Here is a 24,341-nt window from a genome sequence, read left to right on the forward strand (position 1 = left end):
AAAGCTCAAATTAGGCGCAGATTTCCGCAGGTGGTATTCCATCTCCGCGTCAGCGGAGAGTGAATTGGCGGAACAACGGTCCTGGTCGTTGTCGGCAACGACTCGGTATTGCTCAGTTTCGGAGAGGCACGAGCATGGTTCTTCCCACGCTGACAGATGCAGAACTGGATTCGTACATTTCGGCGCGGCTGGCGCTTTCGGGTATCGACCTGTCGCTGCTGCCACTCGAGCGAGATCCGGCGACCGGGTCGCCGACGGCCGTCCAGGCGCTGGCCTCCCTTCGTTCGTTCGCCCGCCGCACGCTCCCGCAGATCAACGGTTGGCGCCCGGAATCGGCGGACGCGGCGATCGATCCGGTCGCGGCGTCCCAGCAACTCGCGCCGCCGCTGGAGTATCCGTCGATCACCGAGGCCTGGACTTCGCCGGCGGTACGGAAGTGAGCCGCGCAGTCAACCGCCGAATCTTTCTGGCCGGCGCGGCCGCTGCCTCCCTCGGCCTGCTCGGCGAGCCGGCGGTCGCCGCGGCAGCGCCTGGTCCGGGCGCCGGTGCGGCTGCGGCAAACGCGCCCAAGCCGGTGTCCCGCCGGCCTCTGCGCATCCCGGACGTGTCGGTCCGCAACGCCGCCCGCAACGACCCGACCGAGGCCACAATTGCGGAGGCGGTCACGCTCATCCGGAATCGCCGGCTGACGGCCGCCGAGCTGATCGAGGCGCAACTCGACCGGATCTCCCGGTTCGACGACACCTACCTGGCCTTCAACTCGGTGACCGCGGCGGCGGCCCGATCCCGCGCCAGGGCGATCGATCGGCTGCCTCGCGAACACCGACCGGCGCTGTCCGGGGTGGGCCTGTGCATCAAGGACAACTACTTCACCGCCGGGGTGCCCACCACCGCGAACTCGTTCATCTTCCAGGACTTCGTCCCTGACTTCGACGCCACCTCGGTCGCCCGGCTGGCGGCGGCCGGTGGAATCATGCTGGGCAAGGGGCAGATGGGGCCGCTGGCGACCACCAGGGCAACGAAGCCGAACGGCGAGATCACCACGGTGAACGCGTGGACCCCGGCGGACCCGTCGGTCGACCCCGGCGGTTCGTCGACCGGGCCGGCGACGGCGGTGGCCGGGCGGATGGCGACGTCATCGATCGGAACCCAGACCGGCGGCAGCATCGTGCTGCCATCGAACCAGCAGAATCTCACCGGACTCAAGCCGACCATGGGACGGACCTCTGTCCACGGGGTGATCCCGTTGTCCTACACCAGGGATCATTCCGGCCCGCTGGCCAGGGACGCTCTCGACGCGGCGATCATGCTGACCGTGATGGCCGGCCCGGACGCCGCCGATCCCCGCACCCTCGGCCTGCCCGATGTCCCGGCGCTGATCACCTCGGCCTTGCCGGTGCGCCGGAAGGGGCGGACCGTGCTGCGGCGGCGGACGAAGATCGGTGTGCCGCCGGACTACCTGTCGGTGACCGGCCCCGCGCTCGCGATCCGCAGCGCCTTCCTCGACCAACTGTCGTCGATCGGCGATGCCGAGCTGGTCGAGGTCGGCTATCCGGACGACTGGGACCTGCTCACCGGCACCTTCAACGCGATCCGGCTCAGCGAACGCACCGAGCCGTTCCTCGACTACCTGAAGAGCGATCCGCAACTGTTCGGTGTGTCGCTGTTGAGCTGGCTGCAGGGGGTGCTGCTGTCCGGGGACGAGTGGATCACCGGGCAGCGGGCCAAGAATCACCTGCTCCGTGAGGTGCTGGACGGCATGCTGACGCAGGCCGATGTCGTGCTGCAGACCGGGCCGGTCGCCTTCGACATCCTCGGCCTGCCGGAGATCGGCTTCCCGATCGGGTTCGCCTCCGACGGCACGACCGGCCCGGTCGGGACACCCGTTGGCACCATTCTCGGCGGCGCCCCCTACGAAGAGGACCGCCTGCTCGAGGTGGTGGCCGCCTACCAGGCCGTCACCGACTGGCACACCACCAGACCGGCCGACCCGGTCCTGCCCGACAGCGCCGGGCAACCCCGATCGCGGAGTGCGCTGTCCACCGCTTCGCGACTCACCCCCGAGGAGGCACTGGCTGCGAGTAACTGATCGATGGATTGCCTCATCGTCCACCGCGGAATCCCTACCCCCTGAAGGTTCCCGACTACCTGCTGGAGCAAGATGATGAAACGACGAACACGAAATCTCCTGGTGGCCGTTCCTACGGCAGTGGCGTTGCTGGCCGCCATGCCCACCGGGGCCGGTGCCAGGTCGCCGGTTGGCGTCGAGCTGCTCGGCGCCGCAGCACCGACCCCCGACCCGCCCGAGGCCGGCGTTCCGACGCCGGAATCGGTCCTGGGTTGGAAGCCGTGCACGGATTACAAGCTGTCCAACTACACCGAGCTGACGAACTACTTCCAGCAGCTGGACAATGCCTCGTCCCGGATGAAGATGGTCAATATCGGTAAGACCTCCGAAGGCCGCGACCAGTACATGGGGCTGATCTCCGCCCCGGAGAACCTGACCCCCGAGAATCTCGAGAAGTATCGGCAGATCTCCGAAAGGCTTTCCCAGGCAAAGGGACTCACCGAGCAGCAGGCCACCGACCTGGCCGCCGGAGGCAAGGCGATCGCCTGGATCGACTTCGGCATCCACTCCACCGAGGTGGCCCCGACCCAGACCGCCCCGCAGCTGGCCTACGACCTGCTGACCAGTGAGAGCGACGAGGCGAAGTCGATCCGGCAGAACGTGATCACGCTGTTCGTGCCGAACGTCAACCCGGACGGCACCGAGCACATCTCCGACTGGTACATGAAGTACATCAACACCAAGTTCGCCGACACCAGCTACCCGGGTCTGTACCAGAAGTACTCCGGGCACGACGACAACCGCGACTGGTTCATGTTCAACCTGCAGGAGACCAAGAACCAGGGCGACGTGCTGTTCAAGAGCTGGTACCCACAGCTGGTGTACAACACGCACCAGACGGCTGCCTACCCGGCCCGGATCTTCGTCCCGCCGTTCAAGGATCCGAGTAACCCGAACATCCCGGCCGAGGTGATCCGCGGGATCAACGCGGTGGGCGACCAGATGACCCAGCGGCTGGACCGTGAGGGCAAGGTCGGCGCGATCTCCCGTCAGCAGTACGACCAGTGGTGGAACGGCGGCCTGCGGTCGGTGCCGGCCTTCCACAACCAGATCGGCATCCTCACCGAGACCGCGCACGCCTCGGCGACCCCGAAGTACGAGGATCCGACGAAGTTCCCGAAGACGTTCCCCTACCAAGGAGTTTCGACTTCCGAGCCGTCGGCGTTCTACCCGAGCCCGTACCAGGGCGGATGGTGGCACCTGTCCGACAGCTGCGCCTACATCGAGAGCACCGCGTGGGCGTACCTGCACACGGCCGACGTCGACCGTGAGAACTGGCTGCTCGGCAGCTGGCGGATGGGCGATGCGGCGATCAAGGCCGGCGGGAACACCGCTTACGTGATCCCGGCCGATCAGGCTGATTTCGCGACCGCCACCAAGATGATCAACGTGCTGCGGCAGGGCCAGGTCGAGGTCGAGCAGGCCAAGTCCGCGTTCAGCGTCGGTGGGAAGACCTACCCGGCAGGCAGTTTCATCATCCGCGAGGCCCAGCCGTACCGGGCCAACGTGGTCGATCTGCTGAACCCGCAGATCTACCCGGACCGTCGTAACCCCGACGGATCGCCGGAGCGCCCGTACGACATGGCCGGCTGGACGCTGCCGATGCAGATGGGCGTCACCATGGACAAGGTGAACCAGGCGTTCCTGGTGAACTCGACGCCGGTCGACGTCGCGTCGGTGCCCACCTCGACGATGCCGACCGGCACGCCGGGGTACGCATTCGCCATCGACCCGCGGCAGAACGATGCCTTCACCGCCGTCACCGCGCTGCTCAAGGCCGGTGAAACCGTGACCCGCAGCAAGGCCGCGATCGAGACCAGTGCCGGCGAATGGCCGGCCGGTACCTTCCTGGTCCAGGTCCGCTCGGGCGCCGAGAACCGGGTCAAGGCGCAGGCCAAGAAGCTGGGCCTGACGGTCGCCGGGGTGGACACCGCCCCTGCGAAGTCCGTGGCCGTCACGCAGCCCCGGGTCGGCCTCTACCAGAGCGCCCGCGGCAATTCCGATGAGGGCTGGACCCGTTACGTGCTGGAGGATTTCAAGCTCCCGTACAAGTCACTCAAGGACAAGCAGTTGCGGGCCGGTGATCTGAACAGCAAGTTCGACGTGATCGTGCTGCCGGACTCCAGCTACTCCTCGATGTTGAACGGGATCAAGGCCGGCACCTACCCGGCCGCCTACACCGGCGGGATGACCGAGGCCGGCGTCGCCAATCTCAAGGCGTTCGTCGACAACGGCGGCAAGCTGATCACCGTCAACGACGCGGCCGAACTGCCGATCAAGGCCTTCGGCCTGCCGGTCAAGGACCTGACCGCCGGGGTGTCCTCGAGCGCCTACTACTCGCCGGGTTCAGTGGTCTCCGCGACGGTCAACGTCAACAACCCGCTGACCTGGGGAATGCCGGCCAAGGCTGACATCTACTCGTCGACCAGCCCGGCGTTCCAGCTCACCGACGCGGCACCGGCCGGATCCCAGACTCCGGTCAAGTACGCCAAGACGGACGTGCTGCGTAGCGGCTGGTTGCTCGGCGAGGACCTGATCGCCGGACAACCCGACGTGGTCCGTGTCCCGCAGGGCAAGGGCGACGTGGTTCTGCTCGGCATGAGCGTGCAACACCGGGCACAGGCCCACGGCACCTACAAGTTGTTGTTCAACTCGCTGTTCCTGTCCTGACCCAACCTGCACCACGATCCGGCGGGGCCGGCCCACACGGGCCGGCCCCGCCGGCCGTCGAGGCTGACAATGCCGGGTCGAACGCCTGAGCGTCAGGGCACCGCCGCCGGGTCGTCGAGCAGTGGTCGGACCGCCTTCCGCATCACCTGGCTCGGGTCCGGCCGGCCGGTCCAGCGGACGAACGCCTCGGCGGCCTGGGCGATGAGCATCTCGGCTCCGTTGGCGACCGTCAGCCCGGCGGCGCGGGCCTGCCTGACCAGTTCGGTCTCCCTGGGGACGTACACGAGATCGAACACACCGGCGGTGGGGGACAACCGATCGACCGGAATCACCGGGCCGGGGCTGAGCATGCCGACCGACGTTGCATTGACGAACAGCTCGGCGGCGGCGAGCCGGTCGACGAGCCGCTCGTCGTCAAGTGACATCGGCTCGATCGACCCGAGCTCAGCGAAGTCGGCCGCCAACGCGATCCCGCTCCGTGCGTCCCGACTCACCACGGTGACGGCAGCCGCGTGCTCCCGCAACAGCCCGTGAACCACCGCCCGGGCGGCGCCGCCGGTGCCGGCCACCACCACCCGCCGGCCGGCGATCTCGATGCCCAGCTCGCGCCGCACTGCGGTGACGAAGCCAGTGGTGTCGGTGTTGAAGCCGACCAGTCGTCCACCGGCGGTCACCTCGACGCTGTTCACCGCGCCGATCTGCCGAGCCGACTCCTGCACCTCGTCCAACAGCGTCATCACCGTCTGCTTGTACGGGGCGGTGATCTGAAATCCCAGCCAGTGTCGGTTCCGGGCACAGGGGACCAACGCGCGCAGTTCGTCCTCGGAGACCTCCGCCAGCGCGTACCTGGCGTCGACGTCGAACGCATCGAACGCGGCGTTGTGCATCACGGCGGAGTGCTGTCGGCGCAACGGATTGCCGAACAGGAATACCTGGTTCATGCGGGGTTCTCCTCGCTGAGCCGGACGATCCGGCACCTGTCAACGCCCGTGGAACTCCGCCGGCCGCTTCTGCAGGAACGCGGTGGCTCCTTCGAGCATGTCCTGACTGGCGAACACCGCTTCCGAGGCGTCCAACTCCAGGGCCAGCCCGTCGTCAACGCTGTGATCGGCAGCAAGATCGACCAGCTTCTTCGCGGCGCGGACCGCGACCGGCCCGCGGGTGGCGATCAGATCGGCCATCCGTCTGGCCTCGGCCAACGCTCCACCGGCCGGCACCACCCGGTTCACCAGCCCGATCCGCTCGGCGGCGGTGGCGTCGATCAGCTCGCCGAGCAGGATCAGCTCCTTCGCCCTGGCAGGGCCGACGACCCGGGGGAGCCGTTGGGTACCACCGCTTCCGGGGGTAACGCCGAGGGTGAGCTCGGGCACGCCGAGGGTGGCGCCGGAACCGGCCACCCGCAGGTCGCAGCACAGCGCCAGCTCGAGTCCGCCGCCGAGGGCATGTCCCTCGATCGCCGCGATGGTCGGCACCGGCAGCCGAGCCAGCTGCCGGTAAACCAGCTTCTCCAGCAACAGCTTCTGTTCGGCGACCCGGCCGTGCAGCTGCTCGAACTCCTTGACGTCCGACCCCGCGCAGAAGGCGCGCTCGCCCTGGCCGTGGACGATGACAGCGCGTACGTCGGGGGAGCGGGCGATCTCGGTGAGGGCGGCGCGCAACTGCACGGTCAGCTCGCGACTGACCAGGTTCATCGGCGGGTTGCGCAGCTCGATCTCGGTGCGCCGGCCGACCTGCAGACCGATCAGGGTGCTCATCGTCGGCCCCCGCCGTCGACGGGGCCGAGGTCGGCCGATCGGTGACCGGCCGGTTCGGGTCCGGGGACGAACTCCGCGGCCAGCCCCATCGTCCCCGGCCGGAAGATCCGCGGGTCCATCGGCCGCAGATCATCGGCGATGTGCGGCCGAAAGCCCATGTGGGCCAGTACGTCGCGTTCCAGGTCGACGCCGTCGGCGATCTCGATCAGGGTCAGTCCGCCGTCGTCGAGGGCGAAGACCGCCCGTTCGGTCACGTACCGCACCTGCTGTCCGCGTTGCCGGGCGAGCTGTCCGTTGAAGCTGATCTCCCGCACCTGCGGGACGAACTTGGGCATTCGGCCCTCCTGCCTGATCTGCAGCGTTCCGTCGTCGAGCCCGATGTCCAGCCCTCCGGCGGTGAACGCTCCGACAAAGCAGATCCGACCGGTCCGGGCACTGATGTTCAGGAAGCCGCCGGGTCCGCGGACCCGCCCGGTGAACGCGTGCACGTTCACGTTGCCGTTGGCGTCCACTTCGGCGAACGACAGGCTGGCGATGTCGAGTCCGCCACCGTCGTAGAAGTCGAACATGTAGGGCTGGTCGATCATCGCCTGAAAGTTGACGCCGGCGCCACCATCACCGCCGGAAGCCGGTACCCCACCGAAGATCCCCTGCTCGACGGTCAGCGTCAGCCGGTCCGCCACGCCTTCCTCGGCGGCCAGCGCGCCGATCTCCTGGCTGATGCCGAAGCCGAGGTTGCAGATGTCGCCGGGCCGGAACTCCAACAGCGAGCGGCGGGCGATCACCTTGCGCACCGTCAGCGGCACCGGTGCCGCGCCGGCCGCCGGCGCACGCAGCGCACCGGCATAGAACGGCGAGTACTCGGTGGCGTAGGTCTGTCGCTGGTCCGGGTCGACGAACACGTAATCGACCAGCGCTCCCGGGACGCGGACGTCCTGCGGCCGCAGCGATCCCGACGCGGCCAGCCGGCCGACCTGGGCGATGACGATGCCGCCGCTGTTGTGCGCGGCCATCGCCATCGCCAACGATTCGGCCTGCACCGCTTCGCGCTCCATGCTCAGGTTGCCGTCCTCGTCGGCGGTGCTGGCCCGGATCACCGCGACGTCGACCGGCAGCCGGGGGAAGAACAACCACTGGCTGCCGGCCAGCTCGACCACCTGGACCAGTTCCTCGGTGGTGATGTCGTTCTGCCGCCCACCGGTCTGCCGTGGATCGACGTAGGTACCCAGACCCACGTGGGTGAGCAGACCGGGGCGGCCGGCCGCGATCTCCCGGCACAACGCCGAGAGCACCCCCTGCGGGAACGAGTACGACTCGATCTTGTTGGCCGCCACCAGCTCCCCCAGCGCTGGCTCGTTGCCGATATTGCTGCCGATGGTCCGTCTGGCCAGTCCCGGCAACGCCAGTTGGGAGAATCCGCGGTCGCCGAAGTCGCCGATCCCCACCACCCGCACCGTGGTGAGATCGCGTGGACTGCCGTGCGCGGCGAACTCGGCGGCCAGCTCGTCGATGAACCTTTGCGGGACGGCATGCCCGGCGCCGGAGCCGCCGAACCACACCGTGTCGGCGTTCCGCAGCAACCGGACCGCCGCTGCTACCTCCAGTAGTTGCATGACGACCACCTCACGGCATCAGCCCGCCGCTGTTCGGGCTCAGGGTCTGACCCAAGAACAGGGCGGCGGCATCGGACAGCAGGAAGATCACCGCTGCGGCAACCTCTTCGGGCTCGCCGAACCGGCCCAGCGGCAGCTCGGCCATCCGCTTGCGTCCGACCTCGCCGTCCATCACCGACCGCCCCATCGCGGTGTTGGTGACGCCGGGGGCAACCGTGTTGGCCCGGATCCCCTGCTGGCCGAAGGCCCGGGAGATCGACTTGGACAGTGCAATCACGCCGGCCTTGGCCGAGGCGTAGTGCGCGACGTCGGCCCAGCCGATCTGACCGAGGCGTGAGGCGATGTTGACGATCGAGCCGCCGCCGGCCGGCAGCATCAGCGGGATCACCGCCTTGCTGGCCCAGAACATCGAGTACAGGTCGGTGCGCATCACCAGATCCCATTCCTCGTCGGAGATCTCCAGGAACGGCGTGGACGGCATGATCCCGGCGTTGTTCACCAGCCCGTCGATCCGGCCGAACCGGCGATGCGCCCGAGCCACCAGGTCGCGAACCTCGGAGGCCTGCGAGACGTCGGCGACGAATACGTCCACCTCGCGACCGAGCGACCGGATGGTCTCCACCGTCTCGTCGACGTCGTCGGGTTGTCGATGGCGGCCGATCGCCACGTGCGCGCCGGCCTGGGCGGCGGCGACGGCGATCGAACGGCCGATGCCGCGGCCGGCGCCGGTCACCAGGACCACCCGGTCGGCCAGCGCGGCCGGGCTCGGGTGCGTCGCCCGGGTGGCGGCTGAAGAGCTGGTCACCACGGAAAGCCTCCGTCTTTAGAAAGCGCTTCCAGAATGAGAGCTACAGTGTCACACCATGGTGCACAGCGCAAGGAATCCGGCTCCCGATGCCCAACGGTCCGGCGCCGAGCGGCCGATCCCTGCCGGGCCGGTACCGATCGACGTGCACGCTCATGCGGTGCCGGGCCTGGCGCTTGCGGCGCTGCGCGCCGCCGGTCGGCGCCGGGAGGTCGAGGTGCTCCAGATGGATGCCGGCATCGCGGTGTCGGTCGCCGGCCGGGTCAGCCCGCCGATCCCGCCGGCGCTGCTGACGGCCAACGGCGAAGGCGCCGACCGGCGGACGGTGGCGATGGACCGGGCCGGCATCGGCTGCCAGCTGCTCTCGCCGTGGATGGAGCTGACGCCGGTCGGGATGAGCGGACAGGCTGGCCGGTGGTACGCCGCCGCCATCAACGAATCGTTGGCGGCGGAGGTCGCCGACTCGGCCGGCCGGTTCGAGGGCCTTGGCATGGTCCCGCTGACCGACCCGGACGGCGCCGTCGCCGAGTTGCACCGCTGCCTCGACCTTGGCCTGGCCGGCGTGGAGATCGCCACCTCGCTGCCCGGCCTGCGGCTGGACGACGCCTCGCTGGAACCGTTCTGGCAGGCCGCGTCCGCGCGCCGGGCTGTTGTGCTGCTGCATCCGTTCCGGCCGTTCGGCGGCGCCCAATCGGATCGGCTGGGCGACATCGTCGGGAACCCGGCCGAGACGGCCGTCGCCGTCGGCCGGTTGCTGCTCGACGGCTTGCTGGACCGGTTGCCGGAGCTGCGGCTGTGTGCGGTGCACGGCGGCGGAGTGCTGCCGTATCTGGCCGGCCGGCTCGCGGCGATGGCCGAACTCGACGGCCGTCCGGGGCGCGGCGCCACCGTCACGGCCGGGCTGGACCGGTTGTACTTCGACTCGCTCACCCATTCGACGCGCAGTCTTGGCTGGTTGTTGGAGTTCGCCGGCCCCGGCCGGGTACTGCTCGGCAGTGACTATCCGTTCGAGACCGGTTGCCCTGACCCGCTGGCGTCTGTCGACGCGCTCCCCGCGCTTGCGGCGGCCGACCGGGCGGCGCTGGTCGGCGGTACTGCCCGTCGGCTGCTGGCGGACGTCCGGCACTGACTCCGGCCCGCAAACCCTTGACACCGGGCGCGGCGCCGCGATAGGAATACTGAAAGCGCTTCCAGTTCAGCTGCGAAAGGTACCGCGCCATGGAGCAGATCCCGGTCGGCATCATCATGAACGGCATCACCGGGCGGATGGGCACCCGGCAACATCTGGCCCGTTCGATCGCGGCCATCCGGGACTCCGGCGGCATCGACCTCGGGGACGGTCGGGTGATCGTGCCCGATCCGATCCTGGTCGGCCGCAACGAGAGCAAGCTGCGGGCGCTGGCCGACGAGTACCACGTCGAGCGGTGGACAACGGATCTGGACCGGGCGCTGGAGAACGAGGCGGACACGGTCTTCTTCGACTCCACGTCGACCGATCAGCGGGTCGGCAACGTCAGCAAGGCGATCGCGGCCGGCAAGGCCATCTACTGTGAGAAGCCGACGGCCACCGACCTGGCCGGCGCGCTGGAGCTGGCCAGGCTGGCCACCGACGCCGGGGTGAAGAACGGCGTGGTGCAGGACAAGCTCTTCCTGCCCGGGATGGTGAAGCTCAAGCGGCTGATCGACGGGGGGTTCTTCGGCGAGCTGCTCAGCTTCCGGCTCAACTTCGGCTACTGGGTGTTCGAAGGCGACTGGCAGCCGATCAACCGGCCGTCCTGGAACTATCGCGCCGAGGACGGCGGGGGCGTGGTGCTGGACATGTACCCGCACTGGCGGTACCTGCTGGACAACATCATCGGCCCGGTGAAATCCGTGCTGTGCCATCACGAGACGCACATCCCGCAGCGCTGGGACGAACGCGGCGAGCCGTACCGGGCGACCGGTGAGGATGCCGCCTACGGCATGTTCTCCTTCGACAACGGGGTGCTGGCCCAGTTCACCACCTCCTGGGCGACCCGGCCGTATCGGGACGAGATCGGCGAGTGGCAGCTGGACGGCACGTTGGGCAGTGCGATCGTCGGACTGCGCGACTGCCGGGTGCAGAGCCGGGCGAACACCCCGATGCCGGTGTGGAATCCGGACGTGCCGAATCCGATCGACTTCCGGGCCGGCTGGTCGCAGGTGCCGGACAACACCGAGTTCCCGAACGCGTTCCGGGTCGAGTGGGAGATGTTCCTGCGGCACGTCGTCGCCGACGAGCCGTTCCGCTGGACCCTGCTGGAGGGTGCCAAGGGCGTGCAGCTGGCCGAACTCGCGCTGCAGTCGTCGGCGGAACGTCGCTGGGTCGACATCCCCGAACTCACCCTGCCGACACCCTGATGGCTGCGCAGCTGATCCTGCCGATCGGCGGCCGCGGGACCCGGACCTATTCGCTGCGACCGGACCCGCCGTCGGCGCTCACCAACGCCGCACCGCCGCAGAGCCGGAAGGTCTTCGCGGCGGCACACGTGGTGGCCGATCCGCTGAGCACCGAACCGTGGCTGACGGTCGACTGGGACGCGACGTTGGCCTTCCGGCACCACCTGTGGGACCTGGGCTTCGGTGTCGCCGATGCGATGGACACGGCGCAGCGCGGGATGGGGCTGCCACCGGCGGCGGTCGCCGAGCTGATCCGTCGATCGCTGGCGGCGGCCGCGGACCGCGGCGCCGCGATCGCCTGCGGCGCTGCCACCGATGCCCTGGCAACCGGGGGCATCTCGCTGCGGCAGATCACCGACGCCTACCTCGCGCAGTGCGAATTGATCGAGGGCGGCGGCGGTCAGGTGGTGCTGATGGCCAGTCGGCAGCTGGCGGTTGCGGCGGCCGGACCCGGCGATTACCACGATGTCTACTCGCATGTGCTGCAGCGGCTGCACAGACCGGCGATCCTGCACTGGTTGGGTCCGGCGTTCGATCCGGCGCTGGCCGGTTACTGGGGGAGCGCGACGGTCAAGGGCGCGACGGACTCGCTGGTCCGGATCATCGAGGACAACGCGGAGAAGGTCGACGGGGTGAAGATCTCGTTGCTCGACGTCGACGCCGAGCTGGCCCTGCGCCGCCGGCTGCCGCCCGGCGTCCGGCTGTACACCGGCGACGACTTCCACTATCCGGAGCTGATCCGGGGGGACGAGCACGGCCACAGCGACGCCTTGTTGGGCATCTTCGACGCGATCGCGCCGGTGGCGGCCGCCGCGTTCGCCGCGCTGGACAGCGGCGACGGCGAGCGCTTCGATGCGCTGCTGGCCCCGACGGTGACGTTGTCCCGCACGCTGTTCGAGGCACCGACCTACCACTACAAGACGGGCATCGTGTTCCTGGCCTACCTGACCGGCCGACAGCGGCACTTCCGGATGATCGCGGGCCAGGAGAGCGCCAGGTCCATTCTGCACCTGGCCGAGGTGTTCCGGCTTGCCGATGAGGCCGGCCTCTTGGTGGACCAGGATTTGGCGGTCGCCCGCATGCGGCCGGTGCTGACGCTGGCCGGTATCGACCAACCCTGACCCGGTGCCAACCATGAGAGAGGACCGAACGTGAGCGACGCCCGGCTGGACCGACTGAGCATCAATCAGATCACCGTCAAGTCCTGGAATCTGGAGCAGACGGTCAACGGGTGCGCGGCCGCCGGTATCCATCGGGTCGGGCTCTGGCTCGACCGGGTGGCGGAGACCGGGGTGCCGAGGACCCGGCAATTGTTGGCGGACAACGACATGCAGGTATCCAGTGTGTGTCGGGCCGGGTTCTTCACCGGCGAGACGGCGACCGCCCGCCGGAAGGCGCAGCAGGAAAACTTCGAGTCCATCGAACTCACAGCCGCCATCGGCGCGGACGTGCTCTATCTGGTCTGCGGCGGCGTCCCGCCGGAGAGTCGCGACCTGGCCGGTGCTCGCGCCGCCGTGCTGGACGGCATCGCCGAGCTCGCGCCGCGGGCGCACGCCGCGGGAGTGCGGCTGGCCGTCGAACCGCTGCATCCGCTGTTCTGCGGAGAGCGTTCGGTGGTGGTCACGCTGCGCCAGGCGCTGGACATCGCCGCCGAGTTCCCGGCCGAAGACGTTGGGGTGGCGGTGGATTCGTTCAACGTCTGGTGGGATCCGGGCATCCTGGAGACGATCGGTGCGGCCGGGGAGCGGGTGATCAGCTACCAGGTCTGCGACTGGCTGGTGCCGCTACCGCACCCGGTGTACGGACGGGGCGTTCCCGGCGACGGGGTGATCGACTTCCCGCCGATCACGGCGGCCGTCTCCGCCGCGGGCTACGACGGGCCGATCGAGGTGGAGATCTTCAACGAACAGGTCTGGGCCACCGATCCGGTGCAGGTGTTGGAGCTGGTGAAGCAGCGATTCGTCCGGGTCTTCGAGTCCGGTGCCGCGGGTTCGTGACCAGGTCAGCGCCGGCGCCGGGACGCGGCCGGGCCGGTGCTCTCCCTGAGTACCACCTCACCGTTGATGGTGACCTTGCGCGGCGATGACCCGCGCTCGTCGCGCAGTGCGAGCTCCATCGCGTGCGCACCCATCTCCTCCAGCGGCAGGTGCACGGTGCTCAGCGTCGGCACGAAGTCCCTGGCCATCACCACGTCGCCGAAGCCGGCCACCGATACCTCGCCCGGAACGTCGACGCCGGCCCGGCGCAGTGCGGTAAGCGCTCCCAGTGCCATCACGTCGTTGGAGGCGAAGATGCAGGTGGGCAGCCGGCCGGAGGCCAGCAGTTGTTGCGTCGCCCGCAGTCCGCCGTCGTGGTCGAAGGTGCCGCTGACCTCGAATGCTGGGTCGACCTCGATGCCCGATTCGGCCAGCCCTTTCTTGAACCCGGCGACCCGGTCGCGAATGGTGACCAGCCGGGTGGTGCCGGCCAGCAGGGCGAACGAGGTGTGCCCGAGATCGACCAGTCGACGGGCCAGATCGGCTGCGCCGGAACGATTTCCGACCACCAGGCAATCTCCGGGGAGGCGGTGCCTGGTGATCGACACGACCGACCCGCCGGCGTTGTAGTAGGACTCGAGCTCCGTGGTCATTGCCTTGCTGGTGGCCGCGTCGACGAAGGCGCTGCCGGCCAGGATGATTGCCCGGACCCGCTGCGCCCGCAGATTGGCGATGTATCTGGCCTCCAGCTCCGGGTCGCGGTAGGTGCAGGCCATGGTGACGAACTGGCCGCGGGCCGTGGCCACGTCAATGGCGCCGCCGGCGATCAGGGCGAAATACGGATCCCGCACGTCGTGGATCACCAGCCCGATGGTGTCCGAGGTGTTGGCGGCCAGCGCCCTGGCATGGGGATTGGGGATGTATCCCAGCTCTGCTGCGGACGCCATCACCTTGGCGCGGTACTCGGGTCGGCCGCGATGGGAGGATCCCTGCAACACCCGCGATGCCGTCGCCAGCGAGACGCCCGCGTGTCGCGCGACATCCTCCAGCCGGACATACGATCCGCCTGTCATCGCCCACCTCCTGACCCGTGCCCGCACCCACCGGTGTGGTCGACCCTCAGCCGGGACCGCTTCGCCTCGACACTCGTCGGCATCATTATGACCACGCCGCACCGGGTGTGCTGTACCAGTCCGTCGGCAACTGCGGAAAGACCGTTCGGGAGCTCGACACCCTTGACACCTGTGAGCTCGATTGCCTACGGTGAACCAACGCCTGAAAGCGCTTCCCGAATCGTAGGTGATCTGCAATGACGCACCTGATCTCCGATGGAGAGACGGCGACAGGGCGCGACCAGGACGGCGTCACCGCGGTCCGAGGTCGGCGCCGCAGTATCGGTACCGTGCTGGCCCGCTGGGCATCGGACGGCTGGCGCCCGTTGCTGGCCCTGTTGTTCCTGCTGTTCATCTGGTGGCTGATCACCGCGATCGAGCTGGCACCACCGTACCTGGTGCCGTCACCGCAGGAGACCTGGCGAACCATCGTCGAGAACCCCGGCTACCTGTGGGACAACACTGTCGTCACCGCCTACGAGACCCTGGCGGCCTTCGTGCTCTCGGTGGTCTTCGGCCTGCTCGCCGCGGTCGCCATGGTCTACTCGCGAACGGTGGAGAAGACGGCGTATCCGCTGTTGGTGCTGGCACAGGTGGTACCGAAGATCGCACTGGCTCCGCTGTTCGTGGTCTGGCTCGGGTTCGGCCTCACCCCGAAGATCCTGATCGCGCTGCTGATCGCGTTCTTCCCGGTCGTGGTGTCCGGCTATGTCGGACTCCGGTCGATCGACCCGGAAATGCTCGACCTGGCCTCGACCATGGGTGCCGGACCGATACAGAAGTTCCTCAGGTTCCGCTTCCCCGCCTCATTGCCACATCTGTTCTCCGGGCTCAAGGTCGCGGTCACGCTGGCCGTCACCGGTGCCGTCGTCGGTGAGTTCGTCGGGTCGAACAAGGGGCTGGGCAACGTGATCCTGGAGGCGAACGGCAACGTCAACACCGCGCTGCTGTTCGCCGCGCTGATCGTGCTGTCCGCGCTCGGCGTGGTGTTGTTCCTGCTCGTCGAACTCATCGAGCGGCTGGTGATGCCGTGGCACACCACGGTTCGCGAAGCGTCGGTGACGACGACTTCCTAGTTCCTGCGATCGGCCCCGCCGATCAACCCTGCTGACACAACCGAACGGGAGAACCACCGATGAAGCGAACACAACGAGGTGTTCTGGCGGCACTCGTCGCCACCGCGGCGATGCTCATCGCCGGCTGCGGCAGCAGCGAGACCCCGGCCGCCGGGGGTGGAACCACCGCGGCACCGACCAGTCAGGAGCCGAGCGGCAGTGCCGATCCCGACACGTCGAGCGCGGCACCGGCGGAGTCGACGGCGGCATCGACGACCGACGCGACCGCAGGCAGCAGCGCGCCGGCCGGCCCGGCGAAGGACGTCACGCTGATGCTGAACTGGTACCCGTACGGCGAGCACGCGCCGCTGTACCTCGGGCTGAAGACGGGCATCTTCACCGACCACGGCATCAATCTGACGATCGTGCCGGGCAAGGGATCGGGCACCGTCGCCAAGGCGATCGGCCAGAAGCAGGCCACCTTCGGCTGGGTGGACACCCCGGCGGTGCTCAGTGCGGTCCAGGCGGGGGTCCCGATCAAGAGCGTCGGTGTGTTCTACCAGACCACCCCGAGCGCCGTGCAGTTCTTCAAGGACCAGAACATCACCAAGCCCTCGGACCTGAAGGGGAAGAAGATCGCCATCACCCCCGGCGATCCGTTCACCGTCGCCTTCGGCGCCTTCCTGACGGCCAATGGGATGACGACCGATGACGTGCAGCTGGTGAACGTCGACCCGTCCGCAAAGATCTCCTCGGTGATCAGCGGCCAGGCAGATGCCTTGCTGGGCTTCATCGACGACCAGGGGCCGACCATCGCCCAGAAGACCGGGCGGGAGATGAGCTATCTGCGGTTCGCCGATTTCGGGGTGTTGTACCTCGGCACCGGGCTGGTGGCGCCGACCGACACGATCAGCGACGACCCCGAACTGGTGCGGGCGATGGTGGCAGCGGTGAGCGAGTCCTTTACCGCGGCGGTCAAGGATCCGGACGCGGCGATCGCCTCGATGGCCGGGGTCAGCCCGAACCTGCCCGAGGAGTCGGTGTTGGCCGAGCAGTGGAAGTTGGGTCAGACCTCGCTGTCGACCCCGAATACCACGTCGCTGCCGCCAGGTGCGAACTCGGAGAAGGACTGGGAGTCGACGATCAAGGTATTCACCGACCAGAAGCAGCTCAAGCCCGGTGGCACGCCGGACCAGTTCTGGGATTCGTCCTTCGCGCCGAAGGCCTGACGGGAGCGCGGTTTTGAAGTCCACTATTGCACCGGAGCCAGCGATCATGCAGAAGCAGCCGCCGTTGTCCAGCGCAGTGTCCATCGACGGCGTCGGCGTCCAGTTCCGCACCAAGCGGGCAGACGTCACTGCGCTGGACAACGTGACGGTGGACGTGCGGGAGCGGGAGTTCGTCTCGATCGTCGGACCGTCCGGCTGCGGGAAGTCCACCCTGCTCAAGCTGGTGGCCGGATTGGTCCGACCGACCTCGGGATCGATCACGCTGCGCGGTGAACCGGTGACCTCGCCGCGCAGCGATATCGGTTTCGTGTTCCAGAAGGCGGCGCTGCTGGAATGGCGGACCGTCCGGCGGAACATCACGCTGCAGGGTGAGATGCGCCGGATGCCGAAGGCCGAGATCGCCAGGCGGACCGCCGAGCTGATCGAGATGACCGGGCTCGCCGGGTTCGAGGACGCGATGCCGCACGAGCTGTCCGGTGGTATGCAGCAACGGGTCTCGCTGTGCCGGGCGCTGCTGCACCAGCCGCCCGTGCTGCTGATGGACGAGCCCTTCGGCGCACTCGACGCGCTGACCCGCGAGCAGATGAACTCGGAGCTGCACCGGATCTGGCAGGAGACCCGGACGACGGTCTTGCTGGTGACCCATTCGGTGGCCGAGGCCGTGTACCTGTCCGAGCGGGTGCTGGTGATGAGCCGGCGCCCTGGCCGGGTGCTTGAGGTGTTGCCGGTTGAGCTGCCGGATCGCAACGACTACTCGAAGGCCATGGCATCGGCCGAGTTCGGTGCGCGAACCGCCAGGATCCGAGAGCTGCTCGGCGCCCGCACCGCACACGACTGACCCTGGATCAGGCACCCTGATAGCGCGCCGGGCCCGGCCGCGGTCCGCGGAGTTGGGCGACCGGCAGCAGGAACCAATGACGGGCAAGGCAACGGATCTTCACGTGCGGGACCGGTCCGTCGGTGCTCGGCAGATCCGCGCGCCACAGCACCTCCGCGGGCAGCACGCAGTCGGGGCAGTCGACGATGTCCGGATGATCGTCGGGCAGGCGGTCCATCACGTCACCTCCGTCGTCGCGGTGTTGTGCTCGGCGACGCCCGCTGGCACCGTCACCCGCCCGACGGCGGGACCCCCAGGGGTCGGACGACGCCGGGCCGCGGCGAGCATCGCCGGGGAGAGCAGGGCGACCGGGCGGTCGAGTTGCCCGGCCACTCGCAGGAACCGCAGCGCCGCGGCCGGATCCCGATGCGCAGCACCGAGTACCCGGCGCAGGTAGCGGCCCGCGTACCTGACGCCGGCCGTCCGCCGTCCCTGGGTCTGCGGGAAGGCCAGATCGGCCACGTTGGACATCCACCAGGCATCGGCCACCGGGCGAGCGGCGGCGGCGAGGAAACGCTGTGGCCGCACCGGTTGTTCGTCCGTCAGTAGGTCCCGCAACAGCAGCGCCTGGCGCGCGGCGATCGTCATCCCCAGTCCGTACACCGGGTTCAGTGCGCAGGTCGCATCGCCCAACACCAGCAGACCGGACGGGAATCGACGCAGCCGCTCGTAGTGACGCCAGAGGCTCGACGGGTGCCCGTGATGGGTCACCGGACCGAGCGGCTCGGAACGGTCGATGGCCTCGGCCAACCAGTCGGGGGCGATGGCCCGACCGGCGGTCAGCAGCTCCTCGCGGTCGGCGGGCGCCGGTGTGCCGGTGGTCATCACCGAGAAGGTCCAGCTGTTGTTCTCGCCGGCGAAGACCGCCATCCCGACCGGCCGGGCCGGCGTCCGGCCTTCGATCACGATGTCCCGCGGATGGGTACCGGCGGGCAACCGGATCTGCTGGCTGGCATAGCCGATCCGCACCACCACTCGCTCCTCCGGCGGTGCGACGAAACCGTTGTCCGACAACCAGATCGGAGTTCGGCTCCCTCTGCCGGAAGTGTCAAGCACCAGGTCGGCATCGAGCGTTCGCGGTGAGCCACCGTCGATGTCGGTCAGCTGGACGCCGGTGATCCGGCGGCCGGACCGGGTATCCGGCTCGCTGCGCAGCCCGGTGACCGGGGACCGGTCGATGACCCGGATGTTGGTGAGGGCCACCAGTTGCCGTCGTACGGTCCATTCCAAGAAGGGCCGACTGACCGCCAGCACCGGAGGTACCGGGTGTGATTGATCGCAGATCAGCATTCCGGCGGTGCGGAAGTGCAACCGCTCCAGGTTGTCCACCGCACGGGCGCCCGCGTCGAGCAGCTCACGACGCAGCCCGGGGAACAGCTCGCCGACGATCCTGGTGCCGGCCATCTGCAGGGCGTGCACGTGCGAACCCTGCGGGACGCCGCGACGCGGTGTCGGACCGTCGGGCAGCGCGTCCCGGTCGACAACGGTGACCGTGTCGAAATGCTCCGCGAGCACTCTGGCGGCCAACAGCCCGCCGATACCGGCCCCGATCACCACCGCCTGGCCGTTTGCTGACATCTCGCACCTCCGTCGACCCCGGCACCCCAGTGGTCGTCGGTGGTCTGAACTGACGATGACCGCCCCCTCCCGCGAGATATGGAGATGGCATGGAGAAGGCCAGGAGACTCGGGCGGCCGGCAGCCGAGCCTGCGAGGACCCCGGCCGTTGACCCGGGGGCACCACCGGCCGGACAATCGACCCGGGCGGCGATAGGAAGGGTGGACGCCTGTACTCGTTCGAGGGTTGCGAGCTGGACCCGTCGCGGCGGGAGTTGCGCCGCGAGGGGCTGCAGGTGCATGTCGAGCCACAGGTCTTCGATGTGCTGCTGTACCTGGTCCAAAACCGTGATCGAGTGGTGTCGAAGCCGGAACTGCTGGAGGCGGTGTGGGGCAGCAGATACGTCAGTGACTCGGCGTTGACCAGCAGGTTGAAGGTCGCCCGTCGGGCGGTCGGTGACGACGGCCGTCGTCAGCAGCTGATCACGACCGTGCACGGGGTGGGTTACCGGTTCGCCGCCGACGTCACCGAGTCCGGTCCTCCGGCTCCGGACCAGCAGCCGGTCCGGCACCGGACCGCTCAGCAGATCCGGTACTGCCGATCACCGGACGACGTCCGGATCGCTTATGCCACTTCGGGTGTCGGACCGCCACTGGTGAAGGCGGCGAACTGGCTGACGCACGTCGACCTGGAATGGGACAGCCCGATCTGGGCCCATTGGATCGAGGAGCTGTCGTCGGCGCATCAGTTGATCCGGTACGACGAACGCGGCTGTGGGCTGTCGGACTGGGACGTCCGGGAGTTCAGTCTCGACGCCTGGGTGGAGGACCTTGAGATGGTGGTCGATGCGGTCGGGCTGGAGCGCTTTCCGCTGCTGGGGATCTCCCAGGGTGGCGCGGTCGCCGTCAGTTATGCCGTCCGGCACCCGACGAAGGTCAGCCGGCTGGTGCTGGCCGGTGCCTACGCCCGCGGCCGGCTGGCCAGGGCGGCCACCCCGAGCGAGCGGGAGGAGGCCGATCTGGATCTACGGGTCGGCCGCATCGCCTGGGAACGGGACGACCCCGGCTACCGGCAGGTCTTCGCGGCGCAGTTCCTGCCGGAAGCGCCGCGGGAGGCCTGGGACGACTTCAACCGGCTGCAGCGGGCGACCACGTCGACCGCGAACATCGCCCGGTTCCTTGATGCGTTCGCCCGCATCGACGTCTCCGACATCGCTCGCAACGTCGCCTGTCCCACGCTGATCCTGCACGCGCGGCGGGACCGGCGGGTGCCGATGGCCCAGGCGCTCGAACTCGCGGCCCTGATTCCGGGCAGCGAACTGCGGCTGCTGGATACCGGCAACCACATCGTCACCCGGTTCGAGCCCGCCTGGTCGGATCTGGTCGAGCAGCTGAACGACTTCCTGTTGGCCGACGGCAGTTGACGACGCCCCGGGCGCCGCGCCGGGGTTCGAGTCCGGCCCAGCCGTCGATGCGTGTCTCGACGGCGCCCGATTCCACGGTGTCCATCGGACCAGCGTCGAACCAGTTGCGGACGGTTTGTGTCCTGGTGATGAGCGCTGCCGAGGCATCCAGGGTCGCGTGGCCTCGCTACGAAGGCGACAGCGTCCCGGCTGGTTCAGCCGCGAATGTCCAGGGTGGCTATGGTCTGGCTGAGCAGCGTCATCGGTCCGACCAAGTCGTACACAGTGGGGATGGTCGACGGTGCCCGCGGATCGGCCAGCGCAGCGCGGAACGCGTGCCATTGCGTGAGGTAGTTGTTGCGGTCCGGGGCCGCGGCGCCCTGTTCGGTGCCGTCGATCGTCGTCACCTGCCAGGAGCCGTCGGCGAAAGCGGTTGCGGTGCCGAGGGTACCGACGACCGTGAGGCGGGTCGGTGGTGGCTCGTATTGGCTCCACAGCACGTTGACGGTGACGCTCGCGGTGTCGGTTGTCAGGACGATCGTTGCGCTGTCCTCGATGGGATCGGTTCGGGCGGTCGAGCCGGCTCTGGCAGTGACCAGGCGCGGGAGCTCGCCGAGGATCCAGCTGACCCGGTCGAGGGCGTGTACGCCGTTGGTCTGCACGATGCCGCCGCCGCGATGGTGCGGCTGGTGGTACCAGGCCGGCAGACTCTCATCACCCAGCACGAAGTTGATGGTGTCATCGATGGACAGCACCTGGCCGATGCGGCCGGCGCTGACCGCTTTCTGGACGGAACAGATCGCCGGGTCGAACCTGGTCGTCATCCCGACAGCGACGAGCCGCCCGGCAACGCGGGACGCGGCCACCAACGGGGTCGGGTCCTGATCGCCGAGCCACGGCGGCTTCTCCAGCAGCGTCGGTAGGTGGGCACACCGCAAAGCCTGGGACAGATGCTGTTCCGACGGGGTCGCGATGACGACGGCGTCCGGCGTCGTCGTCGCGAGCAGCCGGTCGAGGTCGGTGCCCGACTCGGCTCCGTGAGCCCCGGCGAGCGCAGCCGCGGATCGCGGATCGGCGTCGATCACCCAACGAACCCGGTCGCCGGCGGCGGTCAGGGCCGCCGCGTGCTCCTGGCCCATCCGGCCGGCGCCGACGATGGCCACCGCGAGTCCGGCTGTCATTTCGTCAGCCTGGTCTGGCGGGTCCGGCCTTCGCGATGCCGGGCCGCCGCGACCAAAGTGCGGGTGTACTCGTGCTCCGGCCGATTGATCACCGAGTCGGTAGACCCATGTTCCACCACTACGCCTTGGCTCATCACATAGACCCTCTCGCACATTCGGGCCACCACGCCGATGTCGTGGCTGATCAGCAACAGACTGGTGCCTCGCTCCCGGCACAGCCGATCGAAGGTGGCCAGCACCTCCGCCTGCACCGTCGCGTCCAGCGCCGAGGTCGGCTCGTCGGCGACCAACAGGGCCGGAGAGCAGGCGATGGCCATCGCGATGACGACGCGCTGACGCAGGCCGCCCGACAGCTGGAACGGGTAGCAGCCGTACACCCGCTCTGCGTCGGGGATCCCGGCCGCCGTCAGGGCTTCGAGAGCTGCTGTCCGGTGATCGGCCCGCTTTCCCGGCCGGTGGGCTGCGATGACGTCGCGCACCTGATGTCCCGCCTTGAACACCGGGTTCAGACTGGAGCTGGGGTCCTGGAAGACCATGCTCGCGGTCGAGCCACGCAGCTCGGTGAGCTCGCTCTCGGCCAGGCGCAGGATGTCCCGGCCGCCGACCTCGATCCGCGATTCGCTGCCGTAGCCCACCTGTGTCTCGTTGAGCAGCCGCAACGCGGCCAGTGCCGTTGTGGACTTGCCGCTCCCGGACTCACCGACGATGCCGACCCGCTCGCCGGCGGCGACCTGCACGGACACGTTGTCGACTGCGGGTCGGGGGCTGCCGGCGAAGGTCACCGAGAGCCGGTCGATGTGCAGCAGCGCCGGCGCTGTCATGGTGTGCTCCCGGCGGCCCCGTCGAGGCTGTAGGTCATGGCGGCATCGATCAGCGTCCTGGTGTACACCATGGTCGGCGCACCGAAGATCTCTTCGGTGGCACCGGCTTCGACAATCTCGCCGTCCTTCATCACCACGACCTTGTCGGCCAGGCTGCGCACCAGGGACAGATCGTGCGAGATGAACAGGTAGCCGGCGTCGAGCCGATCCTGCAGCTCCTGCAACAGGTCGATGACGCGTGCCGCAACGCTCACGTCCAGGGCCGAGGTCGGTTCGTCGCAGACGACCAGGTCGGGTCGCGCGGCCAGTGCTCGGGCGATCGCGACCCGCTGTCGCTGGCCGCCACTCATCTGCGGTGGCCGCCGGTCCGCCAACGCCGGCTGCAGCCCCACCTCTTCGAGCAACTCCTCGACCGGTGGAACGGGTTCGTCGGGACGGAGCGCGCCGGCTTCGGCGATGATCCGTCGCACCGACCAGCGGGGGTCGAGGCTGCCGAGCGGATCCTGGAAGATCATCTGGGCACCCTGCCTGGCCTCGGCAAGCCGACGGCCACGCAGGCCGACGAGTTCGCGGCCACGGATCCGTACGCTGCCGGTGGCCGGCACAAGACCGAGGCAGGCGCGGCCGGTGGTGGTCTTGCCGGAGCCGGATTCGCCGACCAGCGCGAGGGTTCGGCCCGCCGACAGCTGGAAGGAGACGTCGCGGACCGCGGGTGCGGCCTTCTTCCGTCCTCCACCGGTGCCCGGATAGACCACCGTCAGCCCGTCGACGGCCAGCAGCGGCGGCGGCTTCGGCGGGGTCGTCTCGACTTTCGATTCGCTCATGTCGCCTCCCCGGATACGTTCTGTGGCAGTGGGTTCGGGTGCCGCGGCGATGGCTTGGTCCGCTTCCTGCTCCGGCCGTCAGGCGAACCACGACGCGCCCACCGATCACCCAACAGCATCAGCAGGAAGGAGGTCGCGGTGATCACGATGCCGATGATCAAGGGGTACCACGGTGAATCCTGGTAGTAGTTCTTGGAACTCAGCAGCAGGGTGCCCCAACTGACCTCGGGAGGCTGGACGCCGAGTCCCAGGAAGCTCAGTCCCGCCTCGGTGAGGATGCCGATCGCCATCAGTTGCGGGCAGAGTACCAACAATGGCCGCAACGAATTCGGGATCAGGTGCTGCAGCACGATTTTGCCGGTGCCGACCCCCAACAGCCGGGCGGCGGTGACGAAGTCCCGATCGTTGACGGTGCGGATCTGGTCCCTGACCAGCAGGTGTACCTGCGGCCAGAACGCCACCGCCAACACGATCAACAACGAGGTCGCCGAGGCGCCGAAGCTGGCGATCACCAGCACGCCGAGCAGGATCAGTGGGAACGACAGCACGCCGGTGGCCGCACCCGACAGCAGCGAATCGACCGGCCGGCGGGCGAGCCTGGCGAGCGTACCGGTGGCGATGCCGATAACTGTTGCCAGCAGCGTGCTTCCGGCTGCCACGATGAGTTCCAGCTGGACGCTGTAGATGATCAGGCTGAGCAGATCCTGGCCGAGTTCGTTCGTGCCCAGCAGGTGCTTCCATGAGGGGGCGGACAGCAGGTTGTCGGGATCCAGTTGGGTCGGATCGCTCGGCGCCAGCCAGGAAGGGGCGAGCGCGGCGATCACCACCAGGACCACGAGGGCGGCGCCGACGACCTGCATCGGGGTGGTCGGGATCAACCGGCGCAGGCGCCCCTGGGACCGAAGTGCGGGCATGTTGT

Annotated in this window: 22 protein-coding genes; 11 read left to right on the top strand and 11 right to left on the bottom strand. The window is 68.7% G+C overall.

All coding sequences use genetic code 11. The features are described 5' to 3' along the window. Positions 1–134 precede the first annotated feature (134 nt). The 3 genes from K340_RS0122355 (at position 135) to K340_RS32455 (ending at position 4,798) form a co-directional block, all read left to right on the top strand. Positions 135–440, top strand: a complete 306-nt coding sequence (locus tag K340_RS0122355; RefSeq protein ID WP_029138331.1) for a hypothetical protein — start codon at positions 135–137, stop codon at positions 438–440. Then, positions 437–2,089, top strand: coding sequence for an amidase (locus tag K340_RS32450; protein WP_211229585.1), 1,653 nt, complete (start codon positions 437–439; stop codon positions 2,087–2,089). Before K340_RS0122355 ends, K340_RS32450 begins: the two co-directional genes overlap by 4 nt. Before the next feature lie 75 nt (positions 2,090–2,164). Beyond that, positions 2,165–4,798 (top strand): M14 family metallopeptidase, encoded by a 2,634-nt coding sequence (locus K340_RS32455; RefSeq protein WP_161632163.1) that lies wholly within the window; start codon positions 2,165–2,167, stop codon positions 4,796–4,798. A 92-nt stretch (positions 4,799–4,890) separates the two neighbouring features. On the opposite strand, the gene aroE is transcribed toward K340_RS32455, so the two are convergent. Genes aroE through K340_RS0122385 form a run of 4 tightly spaced genes read right to left on the bottom strand, consistent with a single transcriptional unit; the run spans position 4,891 to position 8,970 of the window. Then, positions 4,891–5,739 carry a shikimate dehydrogenase gene (gene aroE, locus K340_RS0122370; RefSeq protein ID WP_029138332.1) on the bottom strand — a complete coding sequence of 283 codons (849 nt, stop codon included), beginning with the start codon at positions 5,737–5,739 and terminating at the stop codon, positions 4,891–4,893. A 39-nt stretch (positions 5,740–5,778) separates the two neighbouring features. After that, entirely contained in the window at positions 5,779–6,552 is a 774-nt protein-coding gene (locus tag K340_RS0122375) for an enoyl-CoA hydratase/isomerase family protein (RefSeq protein ID WP_029138333.1), read from the bottom strand. Next, positions 6,549–8,165, bottom strand: coding sequence for an acyl CoA:acetate/3-ketoacid CoA transferase (locus K340_RS32460; protein WP_084614846.1), 1,617 nt, complete (start codon positions 8,163–8,165; stop codon positions 6,549–6,551). Before K340_RS32460 ends, K340_RS0122375 begins: the two co-directional genes overlap by 4 nt. Before the next feature lie 10 nt (positions 8,166–8,175). Beyond that, entirely contained in the window at positions 8,176–8,970 is a 795-nt protein-coding gene (locus K340_RS0122385) for an SDR family NAD(P)-dependent oxidoreductase (RefSeq protein WP_161632164.1), read from the bottom strand. 58 nt (positions 8,971–9,028) lie between these two features. Here K340_RS0122385 and K340_RS0122390 point away from each other — a divergent pair, with 58 nt between their 5' ends. From K340_RS0122390 to K340_RS0122405, 4 genes are all read left to right on the top strand, one after another. Continuing rightward, complete coding sequence (locus K340_RS0122390; protein WP_051267234.1) at positions 9,029–10,099, top strand: amidohydrolase family protein; 1,071 nt, start codon at positions 9,029–9,031, stop codon at positions 10,097–10,099. 89 nt (positions 10,100–10,188) lie between these two features. Beyond that, positions 10,189–11,349: a Gfo/Idh/MocA family protein gene (locus K340_RS0122395; protein WP_029138336.1), complete on the top strand. Its 1,161-nt coding sequence runs from the start codon at positions 10,189–10,191 to the stop codon at positions 11,347–11,349. Beyond that, positions 11,349–12,509: a dihydrodipicolinate synthase family protein gene (locus K340_RS0122400; RefSeq protein ID WP_029138337.1), complete on the top strand. Its 1,161-nt coding sequence runs from the start codon at positions 11,349–11,351 to the stop codon at positions 12,507–12,509. The genes K340_RS0122395 and K340_RS0122400 overlap by 1 nt, the downstream gene beginning before the upstream one ends. Positions 12,510–12,539: 30 nt before the next feature. Then, a complete protein-coding gene (locus K340_RS0122405; protein WP_029138338.1) occupies positions 12,540–13,385 on the top strand; it encodes a sugar phosphate isomerase/epimerase family protein in 846 nt (281 codons plus the stop codon). 5 nt (positions 13,386–13,390) lie between these two features. On the opposite strand, the gene K340_RS0122410 is transcribed toward K340_RS0122405, so the two are convergent. Continuing rightward, the gene (locus tag K340_RS0122410) at positions 13,391–14,437 is read right to left on the bottom strand and encodes a LacI family DNA-binding transcriptional regulator (protein ID WP_029138339.1); all 1,047 of its coding nucleotides are present in this window, start codon (positions 14,435–14,437) and stop codon (positions 13,391–13,393) included. 236 nt (positions 14,438–14,673) lie between these two features. Between K340_RS0122410 and K340_RS0122415 the strand changes: the two genes are divergently transcribed. Genes K340_RS0122415 through K340_RS0122425 form a run of 3 tightly spaced genes read left to right on the top strand, consistent with a single transcriptional unit; the run spans position 14,674 to position 17,598 of the window. Next, positions 14,674–15,552: an ABC transporter permease gene (locus K340_RS0122415; protein WP_029138340.1), complete on the top strand. Its 879-nt coding sequence runs from the start codon at positions 14,674–14,676 to the stop codon at positions 15,550–15,552. A gap of 59 nt (positions 15,553–15,611) precedes the next feature. After that, the gene (locus K340_RS32465; RefSeq protein WP_029138341.1) at positions 15,612–16,760 is read left to right on the top strand and encodes an ABC transporter substrate-binding protein; all 1,149 of its coding nucleotides are present in this window, start codon (positions 15,612–15,614) and stop codon (positions 16,758–16,760) included. Between the two features lie 46 nt (positions 16,761–16,806). Beyond that, positions 16,807–17,598 (top strand): ABC transporter ATP-binding protein, encoded by a 792-nt coding sequence (locus K340_RS0122425; RefSeq protein WP_037366155.1) that lies wholly within the window; start codon positions 16,807–16,809, stop codon positions 17,596–17,598. Between the two features lie 7 nt (positions 17,599–17,605). On the opposite strand, the gene K340_RS0122430 is transcribed toward K340_RS0122425, so the two are convergent. Beyond that, on the bottom strand, positions 17,606–17,815 hold the full coding sequence (locus K340_RS0122430; RefSeq protein ID WP_029138343.1) for a hypothetical protein: 210 nt from the start codon (positions 17,813–17,815) through the stop codon (positions 17,606–17,608). Then, the gene (locus K340_RS32470; RefSeq protein WP_051267236.1) at positions 17,815–19,215 is read right to left on the bottom strand and encodes an FAD-dependent oxidoreductase; all 1,401 of its coding nucleotides are present in this window, start codon (positions 19,213–19,215) and stop codon (positions 17,815–17,817) included. Before K340_RS32470 ends, K340_RS0122430 begins: the two co-directional genes overlap by 1 nt. Before the next feature lie 274 nt (positions 19,216–19,489). Here K340_RS32470 and K340_RS0122440 point away from each other — a divergent pair, with 274 nt between their 5' ends. Continuing rightward, positions 19,490–20,617: an alpha/beta fold hydrolase gene (locus K340_RS0122440; protein ID WP_211229586.1), complete on the top strand. Its 1,128-nt coding sequence runs from the start codon at positions 19,490–19,492 to the stop codon at positions 20,615–20,617. Positions 20,618–20,811: 194 nt separating this feature from the next. On the opposite strand, the gene K340_RS0122445 is transcribed toward K340_RS0122440, so the two are convergent. From K340_RS0122445 to K340_RS0122460, 4 genes are read right to left on the bottom strand one after another with little or no spacing between them, the layout of a single operon-like run. Beyond that, a complete protein-coding gene (locus tag K340_RS0122445) occupies positions 20,812–21,777 on the bottom strand; it encodes a Gfo/Idh/MocA family protein (RefSeq protein ID WP_029138345.1) in 966 nt (321 codons plus the stop codon). Continuing rightward, positions 21,774–22,598 (bottom strand): ABC transporter ATP-binding protein, encoded by an 825-nt coding sequence (locus tag K340_RS32475; RefSeq protein ID WP_051267238.1) that lies wholly within the window; start codon positions 22,596–22,598, stop codon positions 21,774–21,776. Before K340_RS32475 ends, K340_RS0122445 begins: the two co-directional genes overlap by 4 nt. Then, positions 22,595–23,422 carry an ATP-binding cassette domain-containing protein gene (locus tag K340_RS32480; protein WP_051267240.1) on the bottom strand — a complete coding sequence of 276 codons (828 nt, stop codon included), beginning with the start codon at positions 23,420–23,422 and terminating at the stop codon, positions 22,595–22,597. The genes K340_RS32475 and K340_RS32480 overlap by 4 nt, the downstream gene beginning before the upstream one ends. Continuing rightward, positions 23,419–24,336: an ABC transporter permease gene (locus tag K340_RS0122460; protein ID WP_154674427.1), complete on the bottom strand. Its 918-nt coding sequence runs from the start codon at positions 24,334–24,336 to the stop codon at positions 23,419–23,421. Before K340_RS0122460 ends, K340_RS32480 begins: the two co-directional genes overlap by 4 nt. Positions 24,337–24,341: the final 5 nt, after the last annotated feature.

This window comes from Nakamurella lactea DSM 19367 (assembly GCF_000426645.1).
Taxonomy (GTDB): Bacteria; Actinomycetota; Actinomycetes; order Mycobacteriales; family Nakamurellaceae; genus Nakamurella; species Nakamurella lactea.

What these genes read in the sequence shown, in the direction of transcription:
- K340_RS0122355 (WP_029138331.1), top strand. Translation starts at nt 135, where the DNA reads ATGGTTCTTCCCACGCTGACAGATGCAGAACTGGATTCGTACATTTCG.
- K340_RS32455 (WP_161632163.1), top strand. Translation starts at nt 2,165, where the DNA reads ATGAAACGACGAACACGAAATCTCCTGGTGGCCGTTCCTACGGCAGTG.
- aroE (WP_029138332.1), bottom strand. Translation starts at nt 5,739, where the DNA reads ATGAACCAGGTATTCCTGTTCGGCAATCCGTTGCGCCGACAGCACTCC.
- K340_RS0122375 (WP_029138333.1), bottom strand. Translation starts at nt 6,552, where the DNA reads ATGAGCACCCTGATCGGTCTGCAGGTCGGCCGGCGCACCGAGATCGAG.
- K340_RS32460 (WP_084614846.1), bottom strand. Translation starts at nt 8,165, where the DNA reads ATGCAACTACTGGAGGTAGCAGCGGCGGTCCGGTTGCTGCGGAACGCC.
- K340_RS0122390 (WP_051267234.1), top strand. Translation starts at nt 9,029, where the DNA reads ATGGTGCACAGCGCAAGGAATCCGGCTCCCGATGCCCAACGGTCCGGC.
- K340_RS0122395 (WP_029138336.1), top strand. Translation starts at nt 10,189, where the DNA reads ATGGAGCAGATCCCGGTCGGCATCATCATGAACGGCATCACCGGGCGG.
- K340_RS0122400 (WP_029138337.1), top strand. Translation starts at nt 11,349, where the DNA reads ATGGCTGCGCAGCTGATCCTGCCGATCGGCGGCCGCGGGACCCGGACC.
- K340_RS0122410 (WP_029138339.1), bottom strand. Translation starts at nt 14,437, where the DNA reads ATGACAGGCGGATCGTATGTCCGGCTGGAGGATGTCGCGCGACACGCG.
- K340_RS0122415 (WP_029138340.1), top strand. Translation starts at nt 14,674, where the DNA reads ATGACGCACCTGATCTCCGATGGAGAGACGGCGACAGGGCGCGACCAG.
- K340_RS32465 (WP_029138341.1), top strand. Translation starts at nt 15,612, where the DNA reads ATGAAGCGAACACAACGAGGTGTTCTGGCGGCACTCGTCGCCACCGCG.
- K340_RS0122425 (WP_037366155.1), top strand. Translation starts at nt 16,807, where the DNA reads ATGCAGAAGCAGCCGCCGTTGTCCAGCGCAGTGTCCATCGACGGCGTC.
- K340_RS0122430 (WP_029138343.1), bottom strand. Translation starts at nt 17,815, where the DNA reads ATGGACCGCCTGCCCGACGATCATCCGGACATCGTCGACTGCCCCGAC.
- K340_RS32470 (WP_051267236.1), bottom strand. Translation starts at nt 19,215, where the DNA reads ATGTCAGCAAACGGCCAGGCGGTGGTGATCGGGGCCGGTATCGGCGGG.
- K340_RS0122445 (WP_029138345.1), bottom strand. Translation starts at nt 21,777, where the DNA reads ATGACAGCCGGACTCGCGGTGGCCATCGTCGGCGCCGGCCGGATGGGC.
- K340_RS32475 (WP_051267238.1), bottom strand. Translation starts at nt 22,598, where the DNA reads ATGACAGCGCCGGCGCTGCTGCACATCGACCGGCTCTCGGTGACCTTC.
- K340_RS32480 (WP_051267240.1), bottom strand. Translation starts at nt 23,422, where the DNA reads ATGAGCGAATCGAAAGTCGAGACGACCCCGCCGAAGCCGCCGCCGCTG.
- K340_RS0122460 (WP_154674427.1), bottom strand. Translation starts at nt 24,336, where the DNA reads ATGCCCGCACTTCGGTCCCAGGGGCGCCTGCGCCGGTTGATCCCGACC.